At 57.9% G+C, this 24,276-nt stretch carries 19 protein-coding genes; 18 read left to right on the top strand and 1 reads right to left on the bottom strand.

Going from position 1 to position 24,276, the window contains the following annotated elements; genetic code table 11:
- Nucleotides 1-281 precede the first annotated feature (281 nt).
- Nucleotides 282-2,201, bottom strand: a complete 1,920-nt coding sequence (csrD, locus tag JK232_RS16250) for an RNase E specificity factor CsrD (protein WP_101828997.1) — start codon at nucleotides 2,199-2,201, stop codon at nucleotides 282-284.
- 259 nt (nucleotides 2,202-2,460) lie between these two features.
- Here csrD and acuI point away from each other — a divergent pair, with 259 nt between their 5' ends.
- From acuI to JK232_RS16160, 18 genes are all read left to right on the top strand, one after another.
- The gene (gene acuI / locus JK232_RS16245) at nucleotides 2,461-3,441 is read left to right on the top strand and encodes an acrylyl-CoA reductase (NADPH) (protein ID WP_212589412.1); all 981 of its coding nucleotides are present in this window, start codon (nucleotides 2,461-2,463) and stop codon (nucleotides 3,439-3,441) included.
- 136 nt (nucleotides 3,442-3,577) lie between these two features.
- Nucleotides 3,578-4,582, top strand: a complete 1,005-nt coding sequence (msrP, locus tag JK232_RS16240) for a protein-methionine-sulfoxide reductase catalytic subunit MsrP (RefSeq protein ID WP_072933405.1) — start codon at nucleotides 3,578-3,580, stop codon at nucleotides 4,580-4,582.
- A complete protein-coding gene (msrQ, locus tag JK232_RS16235; RefSeq protein ID WP_072933403.1) occupies nucleotides 4,583-5,185 on the top strand; it encodes a protein-methionine-sulfoxide reductase heme-binding subunit MsrQ in 603 nt (200 codons plus the stop codon).
- A 241-nt stretch (nucleotides 5,186-5,426) separates the two neighbouring features.
- On the top strand, nucleotides 5,427-5,879 hold the full coding sequence (gene aroQ / locus JK232_RS16230) for a type II 3-dehydroquinate dehydratase (RefSeq protein WP_072933401.1): 453 nt from the start codon (nucleotides 5,427-5,429) through the stop codon (nucleotides 5,877-5,879).
- A gap of 30 nt (nucleotides 5,880-5,909) precedes the next feature.
- Nucleotides 5,910-6,383 carry an acetyl-CoA carboxylase biotin carboxyl carrier protein gene (accB, locus tag JK232_RS16225; protein WP_072933399.1) on the top strand — a complete coding sequence of 158 codons (474 nt, stop codon included), beginning with the start codon at nucleotides 5,910-5,912 and terminating at the stop codon, nucleotides 6,381-6,383.
- Nucleotides 6,384-6,394: 11 nt separating this feature from the next.
- The gene (gene accC, locus JK232_RS16220; RefSeq protein ID WP_072933397.1) at nucleotides 6,395-7,744 is read left to right on the top strand and encodes an acetyl-CoA carboxylase biotin carboxylase subunit; all 1,350 of its coding nucleotides are present in this window, start codon (nucleotides 6,395-6,397) and stop codon (nucleotides 7,742-7,744) included.
- Between the two features lie 384 nt (nucleotides 7,745-8,128).
- Nucleotides 8,129-10,102 carry a M60 family metallopeptidase gene (locus JK232_RS16215; RefSeq protein WP_212589411.1) on the top strand — a complete coding sequence of 658 codons (1,974 nt, stop codon included), beginning with the start codon at nucleotides 8,129-8,131 and terminating at the stop codon, nucleotides 10,100-10,102.
- Between the two features lie 309 nt (nucleotides 10,103-10,411).
- Nucleotides 10,412-12,412, top strand: a complete 2,001-nt coding sequence (locus JK232_RS16210; protein WP_212589410.1) for a M60 family metallopeptidase — start codon at nucleotides 10,412-10,414, stop codon at nucleotides 12,410-12,412.
- Nucleotides 12,413-12,923: 511 nt separating this feature from the next.
- Nucleotides 12,924-14,900 (top strand): M60 family metallopeptidase, encoded by a 1,977-nt coding sequence (locus tag JK232_RS16205; protein WP_212589409.1) that lies wholly within the window; start codon nucleotides 12,924-12,926, stop codon nucleotides 14,898-14,900.
- 100 nt (nucleotides 14,901-15,000) lie between these two features.
- A complete protein-coding gene (locus JK232_RS16200; RefSeq protein WP_072933390.1) occupies nucleotides 15,001-15,246 on the top strand; it encodes a YhdT family protein in 246 nt (81 codons plus the stop codon).
- Nucleotides 15,236-16,690, top strand: coding sequence for a sodium/pantothenate symporter (gene panF / locus JK232_RS16195; RefSeq protein WP_212589408.1), 1,455 nt, complete (start codon nucleotides 15,236-15,238; stop codon nucleotides 16,688-16,690). The genes JK232_RS16200 and panF overlap by 11 nt, the downstream gene beginning before the upstream one ends.
- Before the next feature lie 12 nt (nucleotides 16,691-16,702).
- Complete coding sequence (prmA, locus tag JK232_RS16190) at nucleotides 16,703-17,584, top strand: 50S ribosomal protein L11 methyltransferase (protein ID WP_072933386.1); 882 nt, start codon at nucleotides 16,703-16,705, stop codon at nucleotides 17,582-17,584.
- A 195-nt stretch (nucleotides 17,585-17,779) separates the two neighbouring features.
- Entirely contained in the window at nucleotides 17,780-18,553 is a 774-nt protein-coding gene (locus JK232_RS16185; RefSeq protein ID WP_101829004.1) for a carbonic anhydrase, read from the top strand.
- A 380-nt stretch (nucleotides 18,554-18,933) separates the two neighbouring features.
- Nucleotides 18,934-19,938 (top strand): tRNA dihydrouridine synthase DusB, encoded by a 1,005-nt coding sequence (dusB, locus tag JK232_RS16180; RefSeq protein WP_072933409.1) that lies wholly within the window; start codon nucleotides 18,934-18,936, stop codon nucleotides 19,936-19,938.
- Complete coding sequence (gene fis, locus JK232_RS16175) at nucleotides 19,920-20,216, top strand: DNA-binding transcriptional regulator Fis (protein ID WP_000462905.1); 297 nt, start codon at nucleotides 19,920-19,922, stop codon at nucleotides 20,214-20,216. The genes dusB and fis overlap by 19 nt, the downstream gene beginning before the upstream one ends.
- A gap of 348 nt (nucleotides 20,217-20,564) precedes the next feature.
- Entirely contained in the window at nucleotides 20,565-21,485 is a 921-nt protein-coding gene (gene lpxP / locus JK232_RS16170; protein WP_072933383.1) for a kdo(2)-lipid IV(A) palmitoleoyltransferase, read from the top strand.
- 475 nt (nucleotides 21,486-21,960) lie between these two features.
- Nucleotides 21,961-22,986 carry an amino acid ABC transporter substrate-binding protein gene (locus JK232_RS16165; RefSeq protein WP_072933380.1) on the top strand — a complete coding sequence of 342 codons (1,026 nt, stop codon included), beginning with the start codon at nucleotides 21,961-21,963 and terminating at the stop codon, nucleotides 22,984-22,986.
- A 108-nt stretch (nucleotides 22,987-23,094) separates the two neighbouring features.
- The gene (locus JK232_RS16160; protein ID WP_212589407.1) at nucleotides 23,095-24,273 is read left to right on the top strand and encodes an amino acid ABC transporter permease; all 1,179 of its coding nucleotides are present in this window, start codon (nucleotides 23,095-23,097) and stop codon (nucleotides 24,271-24,273) included.
- The last annotated feature ends 3 nt before the right edge of the window (nucleotides 24,274-24,276 follow it).

The following is a 24,276-nucleotide window of genomic DNA, read 5'->3' as shown; positions in this document are numbered from 1 at the left end:
AAGCAGCGACAAGGCGCATAAACAGTCTGCTCCGGTGAAAAAATAGTCTGCGATGTTGACAATTTATCGGCCATAAAACAAGGGCTGCCCTGATTTTTCGGCACCGCTTGCAGAGTCTTCTTCTGGCACGTTATAAAGGCGCGCACATCACACATACATAGCTACATTACACACACATACATTTTCCCCGCTTCAGAATGTTGGTAAGGACTCACCAACACCCCTGCCAGCGGGCTGGCTCATTCTACGTCAATTCGACCCAATGGATCAGCGTATTGCTATCAGTTATGGGAATATTTTTTGTTGCTTCTTTCAACAAGCGCCGGTAACGCAAAATAATCCCCCTGCCCGCCGTGCACGCCTTTCTCTTTCAGGGTTTGCCACTCCTCGGCGGTCCTCACCCCCGCGGCAAATACCTGCACCTGAGTGCCGTCGCAGGCGTTGACCAGGCTCTGGACAAACAACTGGTTTTCGACCCGCCGGTCAATGCTGCGCACCAGGCCGGGGTGAAGTTTAACCAGCTCCACCGGTAACGATTTGATATAGGTGGTGCTGACCACCGTCAGCCCCGCCTGCGCCACCACCAGCCGGCACCCTAACCCATGCAGTAACCGCAGCACCGGCCGTAAACGGTCGATATGTTGACAGAGATCCGCCTCTGCAAGTTCAATCATAATTCGCCGGCGCTGGTTTTTTTCAGATTGCAGCAACGTATCGCGCAGCCATTGCTGGAACGGCCGCTGCAACAGCGCATCCACCGTCAGCGGAAACGCCAGCGCGTCGTCCGGCCACTCCGCCAGCAGCGGCAGGATCTGCGTCAGCGTCTGGCGGTCATAACGCTGCGCCAGGCCAAACAGCATGGCGAACGGGATAAACTCCGCCGCCGGTAACTCCTGCTCGCCGTCAAAAATGCGGCGCAGGATCTCAACATGGTGCCGGCGGCCGTCGCGGGTCAGGGCGGGTTTCTGGTAGAGCCGCAGCCCGTCGCGCGCCAGCGTGTGCTCCAGCAGGGTCCGCCAGCGGACGCTGCCGCGCCCGCGCTCCGGCACCTGGCTGTCATGCACGACCCAGCCGTTGCTGCCCTGCAACGAGGCCAGCCTGGCGGCCTGTTCGGCGTTATCCATCACCTGCTCCGGCGACTGGCCGTAACGGTAGGTGCTGATGCCGATAGAGAGCAGCGCCTCCAGATCAATCGGCTGGTTCGGCAAGGCGCCCACCGCATTCACCAGTTGCCCGGCGATCACATCCGCCTCTTTCAGCGTGCTGTGCGGCAGCAACACCGCGAAATCACTGGCGAAATAGCGCGCCAGCAGCGCCGCCGGGTAGCGCATCACAAAGGTAGAAAGCAGGTTGGCGACGGCGTTCAGCAGCTCCTGCACCGCCGGGCGGCCATGCACATCGCGCAGGGTGTCGATATCCGGCAGGCGGATCAGCATTACCACGCCATAGGCCCCGGCATCTTCCAGTTGCGTGGTGAGCTGGTTGTCAAAAAAGAGCCGGTTATTGAGGCCGGTGCCCGCATCCTGTGCGGCAAAGGTGCGAATCAGCGTGTCTACCCGGCCGCGCTCCTCCTGGGCTTCGCGCAGTTCCCGCAGCAGCCTGTCCAGCGCACTGCTGGCGGCCGGCGGCCATTCGCGGATGTCGCCCTGCCCCACATTGTGGCGCTCACCGCGCAAAATCTGCCGCGCCCGCGCCTCCAGCCGTTCATAACCGGCAATCTGCCGCGTCAGCCAGCGGTAACTCAGCCCCATCACCCCAATCATGGCCAGGATAGCCAGGCTGATGGGCAGCGACGTGCGCAGAGAGTGGGTGTAACCGGCAATCGGGTCGAGGTAGGTCAGGCGGATAGACGAGCCGGGGTGCTGCAATAAAGGCAGCGTGATGTCACGGTACTCGGTGGGCAGGCGCGGATGGGTGCTGTCAGGCGGCAGCGCCAGATGGTAGAAAAGGCTGTGGCCGTTGACCACATTCACCTCAGACACCCCCACCGTACGCATCGCCAGCGGCAGCCAGTTACGCACCGTGCCGGGCGGCTGGCTCAGCAGCGCCTGGTCAAAGGTGGTGGCGAGTGTGGCGAGGCGGTCATGCATCCGCTGATGGCTGAGATTGAAAAAGCTGAATGCGCATCCCAGCAGCATCAACAGCATGGCCAGCGCCACCAGCAGGGTAATAAAGGCTGAAAGTTTGGTCGTGAATCGCATCCCTGTGCCTTGCGCAGCATGGTTGAGTAAAAGGACGGCCTCCCGTGTCGGCACGCTACTATAAAATAGAAAAGCCTGGAGTAAACGGCGTTAAACCCGCCTGCCGGCCTCGCTATTCTACGGATAGCGGCATATCGGAAAAAAACAGGGTTTACGGCGTTTTTTGTTCTGCCGCATCCTGTTCCCGTAACGGGGCGTTTATATTCATAGAAAGACAACACAGTTCCCAAATAATTCATCTTTTATATAGAGAGGTTCTATGAAAGCGCTTTTGCTCGAGCAACATGAAGGCCGGATCGCCGCAGAGATACAGGAGATCGCCCCCGATCGGCTGCCGGACGGCGACGTAACGGTAGAAGTCGGCTGGTCTGGGCTGAACTATAAAGATGCGCTGGCGATCACCGGCAAGGGCAAAATTGTGCGCAACTTCCCGATGGTGCCGGGCATCGATTTCGCCGGCACCGTAGTTGACAGCAAAGACCACCGTTTCCGCCCCGGCCAGCAGGTGGTGCTTACCGGCTGGGGTGTGGGTGAAACCCACTGGGGCGGGCTGGCGGAGCGGGCGCGGGTCAACGCGGACTGGCTGGTGGCGTTGCCGCCTGTCCTGTCGGCCCGCCAGAGTATGATCATCGGCACTGCGGGGCTGACGGCGATGCTCTGCGTGATGGCGCTTGAGGAGGGCGGCGTGGCCCCGCAGAGCGGCGAGGTGCTGGTCACCGGGGCCAGCGGCGGCGTCGGCAGCACGGCGGTGGCGATCCTCGCCCAGCAGGGCTACCGGGTGACGGCAGTCAGCGGCCGCCCGCATACCCACCCATACCTGCGTGACCTCGGTGCGGCGCATATCCTGCCGCGTGAGGAGTTCTTTGAAACGGCGCGGCCGCTGGAGACGCAGCGCTGGGCCGGGGCCATTGACACCGTAGGCGATCGCCTGCTCGCCAACGTGCTGGCGCAGATGAACTATAACGGCGTGGTGGCCGCCTGCGGGCTGGCCGGCGGTTACCTGCTGCCGACCACGGTGATGCCGTTTATCCTGCGCAATGTCCGGTTGCAGGGCATTGACTCGGTGCGCGCGCCGCTGCATCGCCGCCAGGCAGCCTGGGAACGGCTCGCCGGCCTGCTCCCTGCCCGCTTCTATGAGCAGGCCGCCACGGAAATCAGCCTGGAAGAGGTGCCGGAGGCCGCTGCCGCGCTGATGGACAACCGCATCACCGGCCGCACGCTGGTGCGTATCGGTGGGTAAAGTCCGGTAACAACATTGTCAACCTGCGCGATAATGTGTAACAAATGGCAGGATTGACTGTCAGAATGGCGGTGAACAGCAATAATAGAGCCATTGCCCGCCGTTCTGGCCCCTGCTTCTCCCGGAGACCGCCCCTATGCGCAAGCCACGCAAACTTACCGAGGCTGACGTTACCCCTGAAAGCCTGTTTATGCAGGACCGACGCCGGATCATGCAGGCGCTCGGCATCTCCGCTGCCTCACTGGCGCTGCCTGCCGCCGCCCGTGCTGACATCCTCTCCTGGCTGAAAGGCAGCGAGGCCCCCAAGGCCCCGCCCGGCAAGCCGCTGGATTTCAGCAAACCGGCCGCGTACCAGCCGGGCTGGCCGCTGACGCCGGAAGACAAAGTCACCGGCTACAACAACTATTACGAGTTCGGCCTGGATAAGTCCGACCCGGCCGCCAACGCCGGGACACTGCAAACCGCCGACTGGAAAATCCGCATCGACGGCGAGGTCGCCAAACCGGTCACGTTCAGCATGGATGACCTGCTGAAACGTTTTCCGCTTGAGGAGCGCATCTACCGCCTGCGCTGTGTAGAGGCGTGGTCGATGGTGGTGCCGTGGATAGGTTTTGAGCTGGGCAAGCTGATTAACGCCGTGGAGCCGACCGGCAACGCGCGCTATGTGGCGTTCCAGACGCTGTATGACCCGGAGCATATGCCCGGCCAGAAAGATCGCTTTATTGGCGGCGGGCTGGCTTACCCCTATGTGGAGGGGCTGCGGCTGGATGAGGCGATGAACCCGCTCACCCTGCTCACCGTAGGTGTGTACGGCAAAACGCTGCCGCCGCAGAACGGTGCGCCAATCCGCCTGATTACGCCGTGGAAATATGGCTTTAAAGGGATTAAGTCGATCGTGAATATCCGCCTGACCCGCGACCAGCCGCCTACCACCTGGAACCTTTCCGCGCCGGATGAATATGGCTTTTACGCCAACGTGAACCCGCATGTTGACCACCCGCGCTGGTCACAGGCCACGGAGCGTGCGATTGGCAGCGGCGGCATTCTGGACGTGAAACGCCAGCCGACCCTGCTGTTCAACGGCTATGGCGATCAGGTGGCGTCGCTCTATAAGGGCCTCGATTTACGGGAGAACTTCTGAGTGAAGCGGCTGACGGCAAAACAGATTACCGGCCTGAAAGTGCTGCTCCATCTGGCGGGGATACTGCCGCTGGTGTGGCTGGTCTGGTCGGTGAGCCAGGGCGGTTTCAGCGCCGACCCGGCCAAAGATATCCAGCACTTTACCGGGCGGACGGCGTTGAAATGGCTGCTCGCCGGCCTGCTTATCACCCCGCTGGCGCGCTACGGGAAACAGCCGCTGCTGATCCGCGTGCGCCGCCTGATCGGGCTGTGGTGCTTTGCCTGGGCCTCGCTGCACCTGTTGAGCTATTCGTTCCTGGAACTCGGCATCAATAACCTGGGCCTGCTGGGCAGTGAGCTTGTCTCCCGCCCTTACCTGACGCTCGGCATCCTGAGCTGGCTGATGTTGCTGGCGCTGGCCGCCACCTCGACGCTGGGCGCGCAGCGCCGGTTGGGGAAAAACTGGCAACGGCTGCATAACGTCATCTATCTGGTCGCGATCCTCGCGCCCATCCATTACCTCTGGTCAGTGAAAACCCTGTCGCCGCAACCGGTGATTTACGCCGTTTTTGCTGCGATTTTGCTGGCATTCCGTTACAAAAAGGTCAGGCAATGGTGGCGTTAACGCCCCTGAACGTTCTGTGTTCTGCGCCACATAATAAGGGCCAAAACAGTGTTTAATATCGATAAAGGGTTGATTATCTTCGCTGATAAGACCAGTATTTAGCTGCGATTTGCCACGATATCATTATAATGCCCCACTTTAGCGGTTACTGCGCAGGCGATTGGCCGCTAAAAAGGTGACAAAACGATGACATCGGGTTATTTTCTACAATACAGGTCAAATTGACGGAGATAGGCGCACGATGGCAGACAAGTTTCATATCTTGCTTCTCAATGGCCCCAACCTGAACCTGCTGGGTTCACGCGAGCCGGAGAAGTATGGGCACACGACGTTGCCGGAGATTGTCAGCCGTCTGGAAACCCAGGCCAGTGAATTGGGCCTTGCCCTGAGTCACCTGCAATCCAATGCGGAACATGCCCTGATTGATCGCATCCATCAGGCGCGTGGCAACACGGATTTTATCCTGATTAACCCGGCGGCGTTCACGCACACCAGCGTGGCCCTGCGCGATGCCCTGTTGGGGGTGGCGATCCCGTTTATCGAGATCCACCTCTCCAATGTGCACGCCAGGGAGCCGTTCCGCCACCACTCCTATCTTTCTGATATTGCCGTCGGCGTCATCTGCGGACTGGGGGCTGACGGTTATACCTTTGCATTACAGGCAGCGGCGCGCCGCTTGTCACAATCCAATTAAATCAAGCAAAAAGAGTACGGAATCACACTCATGGATATTCGTAAAATCAAGAAACTGATCGAACTGGTTGAAGAATCCGGCATCGCTGAACTGGAAATTTCTGAAGGTGAAGAATCAGTTCGTATCAGTCGTGCCCCGGCAGTGCCGAACTACCCAATGATGCAGCAGGCGTACGCCATGCCGATGCAGCAACCACAGCCGGCCCTGGCCGCTGCCGTTGCCCCGGCTGCCACCGTGGAAGCCGCTCCGGCTGCTGCGGCTGCCATCAGTGGCCACATCGTTCGTTCACCGATGGTCGGCACCTTCTACCGCACCCCTAGCCCGGACGCCAAGCCGTTCATCGAAGTGGGCCAGAAAGTGAATGCGGGCGATACCCTGTGTATCGTTGAAGCCATGAAGATGATGAACCAAATCGAAGCTGATAAATCGGGTGTGGTGAAAGCCATTCTGGTAGAAAGCGGTCAACCGGTTGAATTTGACGAGCCACTGGTCGTCATCGAATAACGAGGCGTCTCATGGTAGATAAAATCGTCATCGCCAACCGTGGTGAGATCGCCCTGCGTATTCTGCGTGCCTGTAAAGAACTGGGCATCAAAACCGTAGCGGTTCACTCCACCGCGGATCGCGATTTAAAACATGTGCTGCTGGCAGACGAAACCGTCTGTATCGGCCCGGCACCTTCTGTAAAAAGCTATCTGAATATCCCGGCCATCATTGCTGCTGCTGAAATTACCGGCGCGGTTGCGATTCACCCTGGGTATGGCTTCCTGTCCGAAAACGCTGACTTTGCTGAGCAGGTTGAGCGCTCCGGCTTTATCTTCATCGGCCCGAAAGCAGAAACCATCCGCCTGATGGGCGACAAAGTTTCTGCCATCAACGCGATGAAGAAAGCCGGCGTCCCGACCGTACCGGGGTCTGACGGTTCGCTGACCGATGACATGGAAAAAAACCGTGCCTTCGCGAAACGCATCGGCTACCCGGTGATAATCAAAGCCTCCGGCGGCGGCGGCGGTCGTGGTATGCGCGTTGTGCGCAGCGACAAAGATCTGGAAGAATCCATTAACATGACGCGTGCGGAAGCCAAAGCGGCTTTCAACAACGACATGGTTTACATGGAAAAATACCTGGAAAACCCGCGCCACATCGAAATTCAGGTGTTGGCAGACGGCCAGGGCAACGCCATCTATCTGGCAGAGCGTGACTGCTCCATGCAGCGCCGCCACCAGAAAGTGGTGGAAGAGGCACCGGCACCGGGCATCACCAGCGAAATGCGCCGTTACATCGGCGAGCGCTGCGCCAAAGCCTGTGTGGACATCGGCTACCGCGGTGCAGGTACGTTCGAGTTCCTGTATGAAAACGGCGAGTTCTATTTCATCGAAATGAACACCCGTATTCAGGTAGAGCACCCGGTCACTGAAATGATCACCGGTGTGGACCTGATCAAAGAGCAGCTGCGCATCGCTGCCGGTCAGCCGCTCTCCATCACCCAGGACGAAGTGCGTATCCAGGGCCATGCGGTCGAGTGCCGTATCAATGCGGAAGACCCGAACACCTTCCTGCCGAGCCCAGGTAAAATCACGCGCTTCCACGCGCCGGGTGGCTTTGGCGTACGTTGGGAATCGCACATTTACGCCGGGTACACTGTCCCGCCGTATTACGATTCCATGATCGGCAAACTCATCACGTACGGTGAAAACCGTGACGTGGCGATCGCCCGCATGAAAAATGCGTTGGCGGAGCTTATCATCGACGGCATCAAAACCAACGTTGACCTGCAACAGCGCATCATGGCTGATGAAAACTTCCAGCACGGTGGCACCAACATCCACTATCTGGAAAAGAAACTGGGTTTACAGGAAAAGTAATCACCTGACGCCCTGCCCTAACGCCCGCTGATGCGGGCGTTATTATATGTATCTCCTCTCTTTTTCCTTACGCCCTTTTCCCTCATCCGTGACGTTATTATTCCCTCACCTTAACTTTTGCATTAATAATAATATTCCAACTTATTACTATAATGCCTGTTTAATACAGGTATTATTAAATACGCCTATCGTTCCACACATAAAATATTCACACCTCTATTAAGGGTTCTAATAACTCACTCAGCACTTATGGTAATATGCCGGGCAGTCATTCACCGTGCATCGCATTACCCCCTCCCGGCCATTATTTTAATAAAACGCACCTGCATAACATTGATTCAAGATCTCAATACATTGACGGATATTTATATTAAGGAGTAATAAATGAAACGAGATAAAATGCATCAGGCCGCGCTCGGCCTGGCAGTAATGCTTAGCGCAGGTGCGGCATTGGCAGCATCAAATCACCCTACGCCTTCTGTCCTGCCTGCCCCCACCGCGGCGGATAGCGATTCCTCCTCCGCAGGCCGTCTGTTTTTAATGGATACCTGGTGGGCAAACCAGCAGTCTTCCGAAGGATTTAAAGAGGCCATCGCGCAATTTGGTTTAACCATTGAGCAGATGAATGAGAATTATGAGGTCATGGAAGCGCGGGCTAAAAATCCTAATGACCCGTTATTCTGGCTGAAACGCACCCTGGAAACCTATCCTGCACAACAGGATCAGTATGCGATTCCGGTTACCGAAGAAAACGGCGTGATGCGTGACCGGACGACACAATGGAACCGCAACCCTTATTTCCTGACGCGAGAATATGGCAAAGCCGGTGAGCGCATCACCATCAAAACCGCAAAAATCCCAGCGGGTATCGCCTGTTATGCGGCCATGCAGGGCAACATGGGCGGCTTTGACGGGCCGGATGGGGTAAAAGCGTTGGCCTCTGACAGCATCAACACCTACGTGCTGCCGCATGACGGCATCCTGATGTTGGGCTGCCCGGACTACAACAAAGATATGAGCACAATGGACACCGCTGTCCCGATGCAGATCCTCAGCGGCGGCTCGCAACGCCATCCGCTGTTCCTGTTCGGCATCAATAGCCAGCGTGAATGGGCAGACTTCACCCAACAGGTGACCCCGACCGGCTATGGCGTCTTCTTTGATGGCCGTACCCGCTACGCTGCCAGCCAGAAAAAACTGCGCGCCTCTGCCACGACCAACATCATGCAAACGATGCGTGAAAACCTGCTGCGCAGCATCAGCTACGACAAGCTGAATGGCCTGGACGGTTCCTCGGCCCTGCACCAGCCGGTGCGTTCACTGTTTATGGCCAGTTATGATGCGTGCTGTTATGCCAGCAGCGGCAGCGGGAAACTGGCGATTGGGTTTGAAGGCACTGTGCCGACGACGCACGGCTGGGGCGCCTGGCATGAGTATGGCCACCAATACCAGATGGGCTGGTCATGGGGCGGGCAGAGTGAGGTCACGGTAAACCTCTATTCGCTGGCGGCCTGCTATACACAACTTGGCCATGTGGAGACCAAACAGTGCCACCCCAACCTTGAGTTGCAGGGCTTCACCTGGGACCAGCAAGCCGTGGGCAGCTTCCTGAAATCCGGCCAACGCTGGCATTTTGATACCGAGCCTAACGTGTTCCGCCGGCTCACCATGTTCGGGCAACTGATGACCACCTGGCCGGATCTGTACCCGGCACTGGGCAAAGCCTACCGTGAAGCCTACAACCGGGGTGGAAACAAAGCGGCGCTGGATACCACCCAGGAAAAAATCGACTGGTTTGTGACGAACGCCAGCCGCCAGAGCGGCCGCGATCTGCGTGAGTTCTTCACCCGCTGGGGCCTGGGTTACAGCGCTGCCGCAGGCGAGCAGATTACCGCGATGAAACTGCCGGCCCCGACCCAGCCGACCACGACCTATGAAAAACCGCTGGTTCACAGCGGCAACTCACCGACGACCGTCTCCTTGCAAATTGACAACGACAATCAGGCACACGGCATCGGGTTGCTAACGAATAGCGCGAAGACTGGCCCACAAAAACTCGTCTGGGTCGCAAACGGCGAGACGACGCTGCATACGCAAGTGGTAGATACGCAAAACCGGCCGTTTACGATCGCGCTGCGCGGCAAAAAATTAACCGGGGGCTGTGCGTATCACACCATCAACAGCGCCGTCACCTGTGGTTTAGGCTCGGATATCCACCTCAGCGTGATTTACCGCCCGGAAGATAACCCTGACCTGCCGGCCGGTGATTACCACGGCACCCTGCCGCTGATCGCCGCGGGCTGGCACGACCCGAGCTGGACAGCTAACGTGAATTTCCCGCTGACGATTACGAAGTAATTATCCCATCTGCTGCACCTGAAATGGGTGCAGCAAGGCACGCAATGGAATAGTCGGACAATCTTCTCTTTCCCATTAATATAATGCCTGTGTAATGCAGGCATTATTATTACCATCAATATATTCCGCTCCGTATTTTCATTTACCTCACCGCACCTACTGCATTACGCCGCGTGTATGTTAGGATGCTCCGCCGTGATTTTTACCTGTCGCACGCTTTTTCTAATTCTTATTTTAATAAGACACGCCTGTACACGGTTACCCTCTTTTTTGAACACAGCACTGGATGTTTATATTAAGGAATAATGAATGAAAGGTTATAAAATTAACCGGCTCACCCTGGCTGTCGCCTTAATACTCAGCTCAGGGGCGGCATCAGCCGCGCCAGAAAACATCACCTATCACGGTAACACGTCAGGTTCAATTATCAATTTCGGCCCGGTGCCGGTTATTAATGATGCCGATATGGATCAGAAAAATGGGGAGTTAATTCTTGATACCTGGTGGTGGAACTATCAGTACTCCGGCGGGTTTAAAGAGGCCATTGCACAGCTGGGCTTAACCATCGATCAGATGACGGCCAATTATCAGGAGATGGACGCCCGTGCGAAAAACCCGAACGACCCGTTATTCTGGCTGAAACGCACCCTGGAGATTTATCCTGCACAACAGAACCAGTACCATATCCCGGTCACTGAGAAAATGAGCGGCAGAACCACAGGCCATGGGCGAAACACGTATTTCCTGACCCGTACTTACGGGCGTCAAAACGACACCATTGCCATTGAGACCGGCAATATTCCGGAGGGTGTGGCATGTTACGCCGCGAATGACGCGGCCATCAACTTTAGCAAGATAACCGGGCCAGCTGATGTCCAACCGCTGGAAGCTAACCGCATCAATCACTATAAGGTGTTGCAGGATGGCTTGATCGTTTTATCCTGCCAGGAGCGTGATAACCAGTCGATGGCGCATGTGGACCAAAACGTGACCATGAAGATCCTGTCCGGCGGAGCCGCGCAGCCTTTATTTATTTTCGGGCAACATACACAGCACGAATGGGCAGCGTTCAGTACCCAGCCCACGCCTTCCGGGCAAACCATCTTCTTTGACGGCCGCACCCGCTACATCGCCAATAATAAGCTGGCGGCTGCCTCATCCGGGACGGATATTCTGCACACCATGCACGAGCACCTGCTTAGAACCCTTACTTTTGACAAGCTCAATGGCCTGGATGGCGCCTCCGCGCTTCACCAGCCCAGCCGCGGCTTGTTCTATGCCTCCTATAACGCCTGTTGCTGGGCCAATGGCGGGCATGGGTTAACCGCCATCGGGTTTAAGGCCACCATCCCGGCTGAAAGCAGTTGGGGCGAATGGCATGAGTATGGCCACCACTACCAGATGGGCTGGTCATGGAGCGGGATGACGGAAATCACCGTTAACCTCTATTCCCTGGCGGCCTGCTACCGGCAGTTGGGTAACGTAGACGTTAAAGAATGCAGCAGCAGTAAAGGCCTGACAGGCTTCAGCTGGGATCAGCAGGCAGTCGGGTCACTGCTTAAATCGGGCCAGTCCTGGAATTTTGAGACAGAACCCGATCAATTCCGCCGCGCCACGATGTTTGCCGAGTTGATGACCAGCTACCCGGAGATGTACCCGCAATTGGGTAAAGCCTACCGGGAGAGTTTCAGCTATGACAAAGACAAAGCCCTGATCAATGACAAACAGGAAAAAATCGACTGGTTTGTGACGAATGCCAGCCGTTTCAGCGGCCACGACCTGCGTGCGTTCTTCGACTTGTGGACGCTGCCTTACAGCGCCGCCGCGGGTGAGCAGATCGCCGCGCTGAAGCTGCCGCAACCGGCCCAGCCGGTCGCCACCTATGAAGCCACGCTGGCCCATACCGGCAGCACGCCGACCACGGCTAAACTCAAAATAGAGAATAATACCGACAGAAAAGGCATCGGCTTTGTGGCTAACTCAGAGAAAGTCGGCCCGCGCGCGCTGATCTGGTCTGGTGAGAACGAAAGCAGGCTGCACACCCAGGTGGTGGATGTGCAGAACCGGGCCTTTACCGTGACGCTGCGCGGCAAAAGGGCTATGGGCGGTTGTTCAGGCCATGCGGTTAACACGGCGGCAGTCTGCGGCTCCTCAGATGCCGGCATCCACCTCAGCGTGAGTTACCACCCGGAAGATAACCCCCATCTGCCGGCCGGTGACTATCACGGCACACTGCCGCTGATCGCCACTGCCTGGGGAAATCCGGCCTGGACGGCCAATGTGAATATTCCGCTGTCCATCAGTAAGTAATCCCTTCCTGCGGCGTCCTTTCCGGGCGCCGTTATTATCCTGATCCGCCGCAAGGCATAGCAAGGTAATAATATTTATTTCAATGGAAATGATACCGGATTAATACAGGCACTATTATTTTTACTTATTATATTTGCACCATTATTGAGTGGTCAGGATTCCCCCATCACCTGATAATAAATCAACCCGCATCTGTTCCCATAAAAATCATGGCTGCCGGGTAACGCCTGCCGCCCTGATGTGACAACCTCCGCCCCCAACCCGCTATAATTGATAGGAAAATACCGTCCTAAAGCAATCCGTCTGTTTTTAACCCGGAATAAATAACTGAAAAAATAATAATGGATGAAAAAACGCAGGAAATGCACCGCGTGTTCACCCCGAAAAAGAGAGGCACCCTGATATACTGCCGGGTGCCGGAATACACTCCGCCCCTCGCTAAAACTTTATAACCCCATAAAACGCAGACAGCGATTAATTCGTTGGCGTCTATTCACATCAGGATAAATAAATGAAAGGACATTCATTTAGCAAAATAGCGCTGGGATTAGCCCTCGCGCTGAATACCGCAGCGGCATTGGCCGCTTACACCCCCGATGACATGAACGAAATCCATACCGACGGTAGCGATGCACACTTTGACATCACGGAAAGCGTAGTAAGTTATGACACCTGGTGGAATGACTACGCGCACCGGCCCGGTTTTCAGGATGCCTTATCCGAACTGGGCCTCACCCTTGAGCAGTTAAACCGGGACCCCAACACGTTCGCCGCCCGTTCCGGGCAGGTGAATGACCCGCTGTTCTGGCTCAAGCGCACAATGTCAATTTACCCGGCGGATAAGCAACGCTACGCCATTCCGGTAACCGAAAACGGCGGCGGTGCGGCCCGGCAGTCCACCTGGGAACGCGATAACTATTTCCTGACGCGCACCTATGCCCGCGCTGGGGAAACGGTGCTGATTGAGGTCGGGCAGATCCCGGATAAAGTCACCTGTTACGCCGCCAATAAAACCACGGAAACCATGAAAGCCCGCCCCGGCACCCTGGATGTGGTTAAACTCCCTGCCCAGGGGCTGTTCCATTACCCGGTAAAACATGAGGGGGTGATCGCCCTCGGCTGTATCGACAGCACCGAAACGCTGAACAGCATCGACAAGAGGGTGACGATGCGGATTATTGCCGGCGGTGTTGAGCATCCGCTGTTTATTCTGGGCCAGCAGCCGCGCAGCCAGTGGGCGTCAATCAGTCAGCAAACCACCCCTTCCGGCAACATTCTCATGTTTGATGGCCGCAGCAATTACTACATCAATAATGCGAAAGCCAGGGAATCAACCAATACCGATATGCTGCACGCCATGAATCAGGCGCTGGTGCGGAGCACGGTTTACGACACACTGAACGGGATGAATGGCTCCTCTTCCCTGCATCAGCCTAACCGCGGCACCTTTACCGCCACCTATAACGCCTGTTGTGCCGCCGGCAACTGGGACGGGATGCTGTCGATTGGGTTCAAAAACGCTATCCCCACTAACGCGTCCTGGGGCCACTGGCATGAGTATGGCCACCTGCACCAGAACCGGGTGCTGTGGTGGAAAGATGGCCTGCGGGAAGTGGTTGTGAACATCTACTCACTGGCGGCCTGCTATTCCCAGTTAGGCAATGTGGACCCGAAAAAATGCCACGGCAATCTGTCAGCGAACAACATGGCCTGGGATCAGCAGGCGGTCGGCCACTTCCTGCAATCCGGCCAGACCCACAATTTTGATGCGGAAACCAATGTGTTCAAACAGCTGGGCATGTTTATGCAGCTTATCACCAGCTACCCGGACATGTACCCGGCGCTGAACCGTGCCATGCGTGAAGAGTTCAGCTACAACAAAAACCGGGCGCTGATTAACACCGACCAGAAGAAGAAAGATTGGTTTGTTGTCCAGGCCAGTAAACTCTCAGGGTATGACCTGCGCGACTTCTTTGATCGCTGGGGCCTGGCTTACACCGCCTCCGCGCGGGATGAGATTGCCGCGATGACACTGCCCAGCCCGAAACAGCCGGTCGCCTCTTATCAGGCTACCCTGCGCCATAACGGTAACGTACGCAGCAATGCGATCCTGACGCTGCCGGTCGTCCAGGACATGACCTCGATGGGCATCGTCACCCACTCGGATCAGATCGGCCCGAAAACGTTGGTCTGGTCTCAACCCGGCCCGACCTTGCTGAAGGCGCGGGTGGTGGATGCCCACCAGCGGCCGTTCACCGTGACGCTGCGTGCAGAACGCCGCATGGGCGGCTGCCCGGTGCTGAGCATGAACTCGGCCGCCTCCTGCGATGGGGCAGACTACGCGACCCTGATGGTCAACTATTATCAGGAAGATAACGCCGGCCTGCCGGCAGGCCACTACACCGGCCAGTTGCCGCTGATTGTCACGGACTGGCATAAAAACGGCCTCAGCGCCAACGCCACTGTCCAGCTCGACATTACGCAGTAATCTCCCTTCCCTGCGGCATCCACACCGGGTGCCGCAGAAAATCTTTGGGCAAGCCCCGCACAATCCGTACAATCCCCCTCTTTACCCATTTGGAAACGCTATGGATACGCGATTTATTCAGGCGCACCGGGAAGCACGCTGGGCCGTGGGCCTGACCGTCGCTTACCTGCTGGCCTGGGTGCTGGCGGCCTACCTGCCGGACAGCGCGCAGGGCTTCACCGGGTTGCCCCACTGGTTTGAGATGGCCTGCCTGCTGGTGCCGCTGCTGTTTATTCTGCTTTGCTGGCTGATGGTGCGCGTGGTGTTCCGCGAGATGCCGCTGGAGGAGCACGACCATGCAAACTGATGTGCTGCTGCCGCTCCTGGGCTACCTGCTGCTGGTGTTCGGCCTGTCGGTGGTGGCATACCGCCGCCGCCAGCAAGGCAATTTCCTTAACGACTACTTCCTCGGCAACCGTTCGATGGGCGGCTTCGTGCTGGCAATGACCCTGACCGCCACCTACATCAGCGCCAGCTCCTTTATCGGCGGCCCCGGCGCGGCGTACAAATATGGCCTCGGCTGGGTACTGCTGTCGATGATCCAGCTGCCGGCGGTCTGGCTGTCGCTGGGGGTGCTCGGCAAGAAGTTCGCCATCCTGGCGCGCCGCTATAACGCGGTGACGCTCAATGACATGCTCTACGCCCGCTACCAGAGCCGCCTGCTGGTATGGCTCGCCAGTTTCAGTTTGCTGGTGGCGTTCCTCGGTGCGATGACGGTGCAGTTCATCGGCGGCGCGCGCCTGCTGGAAACCGCTGCCGGCATCCCCTATGACACCGGGCTGCTGATTTTCGGCATCAGCATCGCGCTCTACACCGCCTTCGGCGGCTTCCGCGCCAGCGTGCTGAACGATGCGATGCAGGGGCTGGTGATGCTGCTCGGCACCGTGCTGCTGCTGGTGGCGGTGATCCACGCCGCCGGCGGGCTGCACGCCGCGGTCGGCAAACTCCAGCAGATTGACCCGAAGCTGGTGTCGCCGCAGGGCGGGGAGGATATTCTCAGCCTGCCGTTTATGGCCTCTTTCTGGGTGCTGGTCTGCTTCGGCGTGATTGGCCTGCCGCACACCGCGGTGCGCTGCATCGCCTACCGTGACAGCAAAGCGGTGCATCGCGGCATTGTGCTCGGCACCATTGTGGTGGCGGTGCTGATGCTGGGGATGCACCTGGCAGGCGCACTGGGTCGGGCGATCCTGCCGGATTTGACGATCCCGGACCAGGTGATCCCGACGCTGATGATCGCGGTGCTGCCGCCGTTTGCCGCCGGGATCTTCCTGGCCGCGCCGATGGCGGCGATCATGTCCACCATCAATGCGCAGTTGTTGCAGTCTTCCGCGACCATCGTCAAAGATCTCTACCTGAACGCCCGGCCGGAAGCGCTGGAGAATGAAAAGCGCCTGACGCGCATGACCAGCCTCGCCACCTTGGTGCTCGGCCTGCTGGTGTTGTTGGCCGCCTGGCACCCGCCGCAGATGATCATCTGGCTCAACCTGCTGGCCTTCGGCGGGCTGGAGGCGGTGTTCCTCTGGCCGCTGGTGCTCGGCCTCTACTGGGAGCGGGCCAACGCCACCGGTGCGCTAAGCTCAATGTTAACCGGGGCAATCAGCTATACGCTGCTGGCCGGCGTCGATCTGCATATCGCCGGTTTGCACCCCATTATTCCGTCGCTGCTGCTCAGCCTGCTAGCGTTTACTATCGGTAACCGGTTCGGTAAGGCCGCGGTCAGCGCGCTGCCGGTGACCGGGCCACAATTATAAAAGAGATGTGCCATGCCTTGGATTCAACTGAAAATTAACACCCGCGGCAGTGATGCGGAGAGCCTGGGCGATGCCCTGATCGAGAGCGGTGCGGTCTCCGTGACCTTCCAGGACACCCACGACACGCCGGTGTTTGAGCCGCTGCCGGGCGAAACCCGCCTGTGGGGCGATACCGACGTCATCGGCTTGTATGACGCGGAAACCGACATGAAAGCCGTGGTCGCTATCCTGGAACACTCGCCGCTGCTGGGCGCGGGCTTTGCCCACCGCATCGAACAGCTGGAAGACAAAGACTGGGAGCGCGAGTGGATGGACAACTTCCACCCGATGCGTTTCGGCGAACGCCTCTGGATCTGCCCGAGCTGGCGCGACGTGCCGGACCCGGACGCCGTCAACGTGATGCTCGATCCGGGCCTGGCGTTCGGTACCGGCACCCACCCGACCACCGCGCTCTGCCTCCAGTGGCTCGACGGGCTGGATCTCGCGGGCAAGACGGTGATCGACTTCGGTTGCGGCTCCGGCATTCTGGCGATTGCGGCGCTGAAACTCGGCGCAGCGCGCGCCATCGGCATCGACATCGATCCGCAGGCGATTCAGGCCAGCCGGGACAACGCCCAGCGCAACGGCGTTTCTGAGCGCCTGGAGCTGTTCCTGCCGCAAGACCAGCCCGCTGACCTCAGCGCCGATGTGGTGGTGGCGAATATTCTCGCCGGGCCGCTGCGTGAGCTGGCACCGCTTATCGGCTGCCTGCCGAAAACCGGCGGCCACCTCGGCCTTTCCGGTGTGCTGGCGACGCAGGCGGAAAGCGTCTCTGAAGCCTACCGCGATCTGTTCGACCTCGATCCGGTGGCGGAGAAAGAGGAGTGGTGCCGCATTACCGGTGTACGCCGTTAACATCCTGTTAATAAAGGCGTAATCTTTTCGCTGCTTATTCTTTAAACAGCACAATCGGCCACCTCCGGGTGGCCAAAATGCCACGATTTGCCCTTTCCCTTGCAAAAAGCAGGCGTACTCTGCGCGCCGTACCCTGCCGATAATTCCTGGCCGGTCATGCCACTTTCCGATACCCAATTTGCTTAAGAGAAAGAGATGAAACGTAGCCTGTTTTTGGCCGCCGCCTTGCTGGCGGGCCTGCCTGCTTATGCCGCCGATCATGCCGTTGATCACCCCACAACCGCCCCTGCTGAAGCGCACCCGCACTGGGGCTATGAGGGCGAAGGCGCGCCTGCCCACTGGGGGGCGCTCTCCACCGATTTCCACCTGTGTGAAATTGGCCGCAATCAGTCCCCGATTGACATCCATGACGCGCTGACTGCTCACCCGCGCCCGCTGAAGGTAAAATACAGCCTTGCGCCGAACAGCATCGTCAACAACGGCCACACTGTGCAGGTCAACGTGCCGCCGGGCAACACCCTGACGCTGGATGGCGAAACCTTCACGCTGCAACAGTTCCACTTCCATGCGCCGAGTGAAAACACCATCAAGGGCCAGTCCTTCCCGATGGAGATGCACCTGGTGCATGCGGATGCGAGCGGTGAAGTGGCCGTGGTGGCCGTGATGTTTAAATCCGGTGCCGCGAACCCGGCGCTGACGGCGCTGTGGCAGAACCTGCCGAAAGAGGTGGGTAAGCCGGTGACCCTGAGCCAGAAAGTGGACCTCAACGCCCTGCTGCCTGCGTCCCTGACCCACTACCGCTTCTCCGGTTCCCTGACCACCCCGCCGTGCACCGAAGGTGTCCGCTGGCTGGTGATGAAAAAACCGCTGACGCTTTCCCAGGCGCAACTGACGCAATTCACCCAGTTGATGCACCATGCCAATAACCGCCCGGTGCAGCCGCTGCACGGCCGGGTCGTGGTGCAATAAGCCTGCATTCTTCCGGCCTGTGTGATTGCAGGCCGGAAAACCGCACGTTTTGCTGTTCCCCGCCTTTCCCCTTACTGGTTGTTATTTAACCAATCACCAAAGTAATCTCCTGATAACCTGGCGTCAGCCGCCTACAATAGCGACGGTTTCTGCTGCTTTTGCAGATAAAATGCTGTGTTATTGGGATTATTTTTCTGGTCAATTGTTAACCATAAAAAGATAAGATGCTGTTATATATACCTAATTTTTAGGAAAAAGTGACGGCCGTCACCTTTTTCACGTCATGCCGTGCCAATTGTTCAAAGTTTGGCCTTTCATATCGCTGTAAAAATGCGTAATATACGCGCCCTTGCGGACACAGTATGGTCAAAATTTTGTCTATGCGCATTGGACACCACCAACTTACTAATTGCCTGATTGCCGCCCCGATGGCCGGTGTCACTGACCGACCGTTTCGTGCGTTATGTCACGCGATGGGAGCGGGGATGGCGGTTTCTGAAATGCTCTCTTCCAACCCGGAAGTGTGGCGGACGGATAAATCGCGCCTGCGCATGGTGCATGAAGATGAACCCGGGATCCGGGCCGTGCAGATTGCCGGCTGCGACCCGGAGGATATGGCGGCGGCCGCCAGAATCAACGTGGCAAATGGTGCCCAAATCATCGATATCAATATGGGTTGCCCGGCCAAGAAAGTGAACCGCAAACTGGCAGGCTCTGCATTATTGCAGTACCCCGATCTGGTCAAACAGATCCTTCAGGCCGTGGTTAACGCGGTAGACGTGCCGGTGACGCTGAAAATTCGCACTGGTTGGGCACCAGAACATCGTAACTGTGTAGAAATTGCCCAACTGGCTGAAGATTGTGGTATTCAGGCCCTGACCATTCATGGCCGAACCCGTGCCTGCCTGTTTAACGGCAACGCGGAGTACGACAGCATTCGGACAGTTAAGCAGACTGTTTCCATTCCGGTTATCGCGAATGGCGACATTACTGACCCGCATAAAGCCAGGGCTGTGCTCGACTATACGGGGGCTGATGCCCTGATGATAGGCCGCGCAGCTCAGGGGAGACCCTGGATCTTCCGGGAAATCCAGCATTATCTGGACACAGGGGAGCTGCTTCCACCCATGCCACTCGGTGAGGTGAAGCGCTTGTTGATTGAGCATGTACGGGAATTGCACGGCTTTTATGGTCCAGGCAAGGGATTCCGCATCGCTCGTAAGCACGTATCCTGGTATATCCAGGAAAATGCCCCAAATGACCAGTTTCGGCGCTCCTTCAACGCTATAGAGGATGCCAGCGAACAGCTGGAGGCGTTGGAAGCATATTTCGAAAATCTTAGCGTAAAAAAAGAGCTGACAGAACTATGTTCGAACAACGCGTGAATTCTGACGTACTGACCGTTTCTACCGTAAATTCTCAGGACCAGGTGACCCAAAAGCCCCTGCGTGACTCGGTTAAACAAGCACTGAAGAACTATTTTGCTCAACTGAACGGTCAGGACGTAAATGACCTGTATGAGCTGGTATTGGCTGAAGTTGAACAGCCACTGTTGGACATGGTGATGCAATACACCCGTGGCAACCAGACCCGTGCTGCCCTGATGATGGGTATCAACCGTGGTACGCTGCGTAAAAAATTGAAAAAATACGGCATGAACTGATTCCGGTCAGCTAACTGTCTGTTGACTAAGGCGTTAATCGGCATGGATTAACGCCTTTTTTATCGCCTTTTTTCCTGCTTTTGCGGCGTGACGCCCGCCCGTGTTTTATTCAGCCCACCCCTGATATCTTTACAAAATGGCGTGATATACTGCGCGCCGAAAGTCGCCTCGCTCGCTAAACACTCCTGTCCCGGTTTACCTCGCGATCTCCGCTTTTGTGTAAAGATTGTGTGCAGTTGGGCTTTTTTCTAAACGATCCCCCTCCCGCAGTGTCTACACCCCCGTACCGCTGATGAGACCTTGCTCTATAGGCGTTACGCCCCCCTTGAATGCCTATATGAGTTCCTGATGATTAAACCGCAAAAATTTACCCGCGCCTTGCTGCATCCCCGCTACTGGTTTACCTGGTTTGGGCTGGGCGTGCTGTTCCTGCTGGTGCAACTCCCCTACCCGGTGCTCTACCGCCTGGGTGTCTGGATGGGCCGCACCTCGATGCGCTTTATGAAGCGCCGTGTCTCGATTACCCGCCGCAACCTCGAGCTCTGTTTCCCCGGCATGGACCCCTGCCTGCTGGAGCGCAAAGTCGTGAGCAATTTTGAGTCCCTCGGCATGGGGCTGATTGAAACCGGCATGGCCTGGTTCTGGTCAGATCGCCGCGTCAAACGCTGGTTTGACGTCAACGGCCTGCATAACCTGAAGATGGCGCAGCAGGACAACCGCGGCGTGCTGGTGATCGGCATCCACTTTATGTCGCTGGAGCTCGGTGGCCGGGCGATGGGCCTCTGCCAGCCGATGATGGCGATGTACCGCCCGCACAATAACAAAGCGATGGAAGTCGCCCAGACCTGGGGCCGGATGCGCTCCAACAAAGCGATGCTGGACCGCAAAGACCTGCGCGGCATGGTGCAGGCGCTGAAACGCGGTGAAGCGGTATGGTTCGCCCCGGATCAAGACTACGGCCCGCGCGGCAGCGTGTTTGCCCCGCTGTTTGCGGTAGACCAGGCGGCCACCACCAGCGGCACCTTTATGCTGGCGCGGCTGGCCAAACCGGCGCTGGTGCCGGTGGTGCTGGTGCGCCGGGAAGATGGCCGCGGCTATGAATTGCTGATCCAACCGGCGTTGCAGGATTACCCGCTGGATGACGAAATGGCTGCCGCCGCCTACATGAACCGTATCGTGGAGCGTGAAATCATGCGCGCGCCCGACCAGTACATGTGGCTGCACCGCCGCTTCAAAACGCGCCCTGCCGGTACGCCGTCGCTCTACTGATGCCCGCCGCGCTCCCGGCCCTCAGGCCGGGATTTTTTTGCCCTTTCCCTCCCCCAGCTCTGCCCAATCCCTTTTTTCACCGTCCTTGCCCTGCCTTTTGCTTCTAAGCCATATAATCACGCATAAAACCATTGGCTTACGAAGCATTCCCTGTGTCCTGAGCCGGATAACCTGAATAAACAACTCACTGATTTATAATGACTTTATCTTAAATGTTGTGAGCCAGTACACAAAGTGCATCTTTTTGCGCCAACAGGCGGCAAAAACAGCGCACCTGCACTCTTTTGGTGCTATAGGTTTCATAATGCAGGTAAATGTTTCTGTTTCCTTCATTCGCCCCTTTGATTCTTAAGCCTTTTCAAAGTTGGCACTGCCTTTGCTAATACCTTTCCAGGGCCATCGCCCACGAACAGAAAGGGTGCACCAGGGTGTGCCGATAATGAAAACCCACCGTTTCCGCCTCACAGGATGCTTTATGAAGAAGATGATGCTTTCGACATTACTTGCTGCCGCCTCCTTTCTTGCCGCAGCAAACCAGGCACACGCAGGCGCCACGCTCGACGCGGTGCAAAAAAAAGGCTTTATCCAGTGCGGGATCAGTGACGGCCTGCCGGGCTTCTCCTATGCCGATTCCAGCGGCAAATTCTCCGGGCTGGACGTTGACCTCTGCCGGGGCGTGGCCGCGGCGGTATTCGGTGATGCCAACAAAGTGAAATACACCCCGCTGACCGCCAAAGAGCGCTTCACCGCGCTGCAATCCGGCGAAGTGGACATCCTGTCACGCAACACCACCTGGACGTCTTCACGTGACGGCGGCATGGGCATGATCTTCGCCGGGGTGAACTACTACGACGGCATCGGCTTTTTGACCCACCAGAAAGCGGGGCTGAAAAGCGCCAAAGAGCTGGATGGGGCCACCGTCTGCCTGCAGGCCGGCACCGACACCGAGCTGAACGTGGCGGACTTCTTCAAAGCCAACAAGATGCAGTTCACGCCGGTCACCTTTGACCGCTCCGACGAAAGCGCCAAGGCGCTCGACTCCGGCCGTTGCGACACCCTGGCCTCTGACCAGTCCCAGCTCTATGCCTTGCGCATCAAGCTCGGCAACCCGAATGACTTCATCGTGCTGCCGGAAGTGATCTCCAAAGAGCCGCTGGGGCCGGTCGTGCGCCGCGGTGATGAAGACTGGCTGGCGATCGTGCGCTGGACGCTGTTCGCGATGCTGAACGCCGAAGAGATGGGCGTGACCTCCGCCAACGTTGACCAACTGGCCGCCAACCCGAAAACCCCGGACATGGCGCACCTGCTCGGCAAAGAAGGCAACTACGGCAAAGACCTGAAACTGCCGAACGACTGGGCGGTAAAAATCGTCAAGCAGGTCGGCAACTATGGCGAAGTGTTTGAGCGCAACGTTGGTATGGGCAGCGAGCTGAAAATCAAACGCGGCCTGAACGCCCTCTGGAACCAGGGCGGCATCCAGTACGCCCCGACAGTACGTTAAACCCGGTGCGCCCCCGGCAGCACGCCGGGGGTGCCCTCCCGCTATTGCGTCACGGTGTGATGACAACACGGCCCGTTGCCGTGTTGCCCCTGTTCTGAGGTTCCTGTTATGTCGCAACGCCCAACCGGAAAAGGCAGCTTTTCGCTGACCAACCCCGCGGTTCGCGCCTGGATTTACCAACTTATCGCGGTGGCTTTGCTGCTCGCCTGTGGCGGCTTTCTCCTGCACAACACGGTGGTTAACCTCTCCACCCGCGGCATTACCTCCGGGTTTGCCTTCCTGAATAACAGCGCCGGGTTCGGCGTGATCCAACACCTGATTGACTATGAGCAGGGCGACACCTACGGCCGCCTGTTTGTGGTCGGCCTGCTGAACACGCTGCTGGTGTCGGTGCTCTGTATTGTGTTTGCCTCGCTGCTCGGCTTTGTGGTCGGCCTCGGGCGGCTCTCGGACAACTGGCTGATCCGCAAGCTCTCGACGATTTACGTCGAAACCTTCCGCAACATCCCGCCGTTGCTGCAAATCTTCTTCTGGTACTTCGCGGTGTTGCGCAACCTGCCCGGCCCGCGCCAGAGCCTCGATGCCTTCGGCGTGATCTTTATGAGCAACCGCGGCCTCTATCTGCCGTCGCCCCAATTAGGGGAAGGCGCGCTGGCCGCCGTGGTCGCGCTGCTGCTGGCTGTCGCCGCGATTGCCGCCCTCGCCCGTTACAACCGCTTCCGTCAGATCCACACCGGCCGGGTGTGGCGCATCTGGCCCTGGGCGCTGCTGCTGATCGTGGGGTTGCCGCTGCTGGCGCACATGCTGTTCGGCGCGGCGCTGCACTGGGACTTACCGGCGCTGCGCGGCTTCAACTTCCGCGGCGGTATGGTGCTGATCCCGGAACTGGCGGCGCTCACTGTCGCGCTCTCGGTCTATACCTCGGCGTTTATCGCGGAGGTGATCCGCTCCGGCATCCAGTCGGTGCCGTCCGGCCAGCACGAGGCGGCGCGCTCACTTGGCCTGCCGAACCCGGTGACGCTGCGCCAGGTGGTGTTGCCGCAGGCGCTGCGGGTGATCATCCCGCCGCTCACCAGCCAGTACCTCAACGTGGTGAAAAACTCCTCGCTGGCGGCGGCCATCGGCTACCCGGACATGGTGTCGCTGTTTGCCGGGACGGTGCTCAACCAGACCGGCCAGGCGATTGAAACCATCGCCATGACCATGTCGGTGTACCTGATTATCAGCCTGCTGATCTCGTTTTTGATGAACGTCTACAACCGGCGCATTGCGCTGGTCGAGCGCTAAGAG

Source organism: Nissabacter archeti (assembly GCF_018257325.1).
In the GTDB taxonomy this organism is placed as follows: domain Bacteria; phylum Pseudomonadota; class Gammaproteobacteria; order Enterobacterales; family Enterobacteriaceae; genus Chimaeribacter; species Chimaeribacter arupi.
Note: the sequence above shows the minus strand (reverse complement) of the source record. Positions and strands in the feature narration are given on the sequence as shown.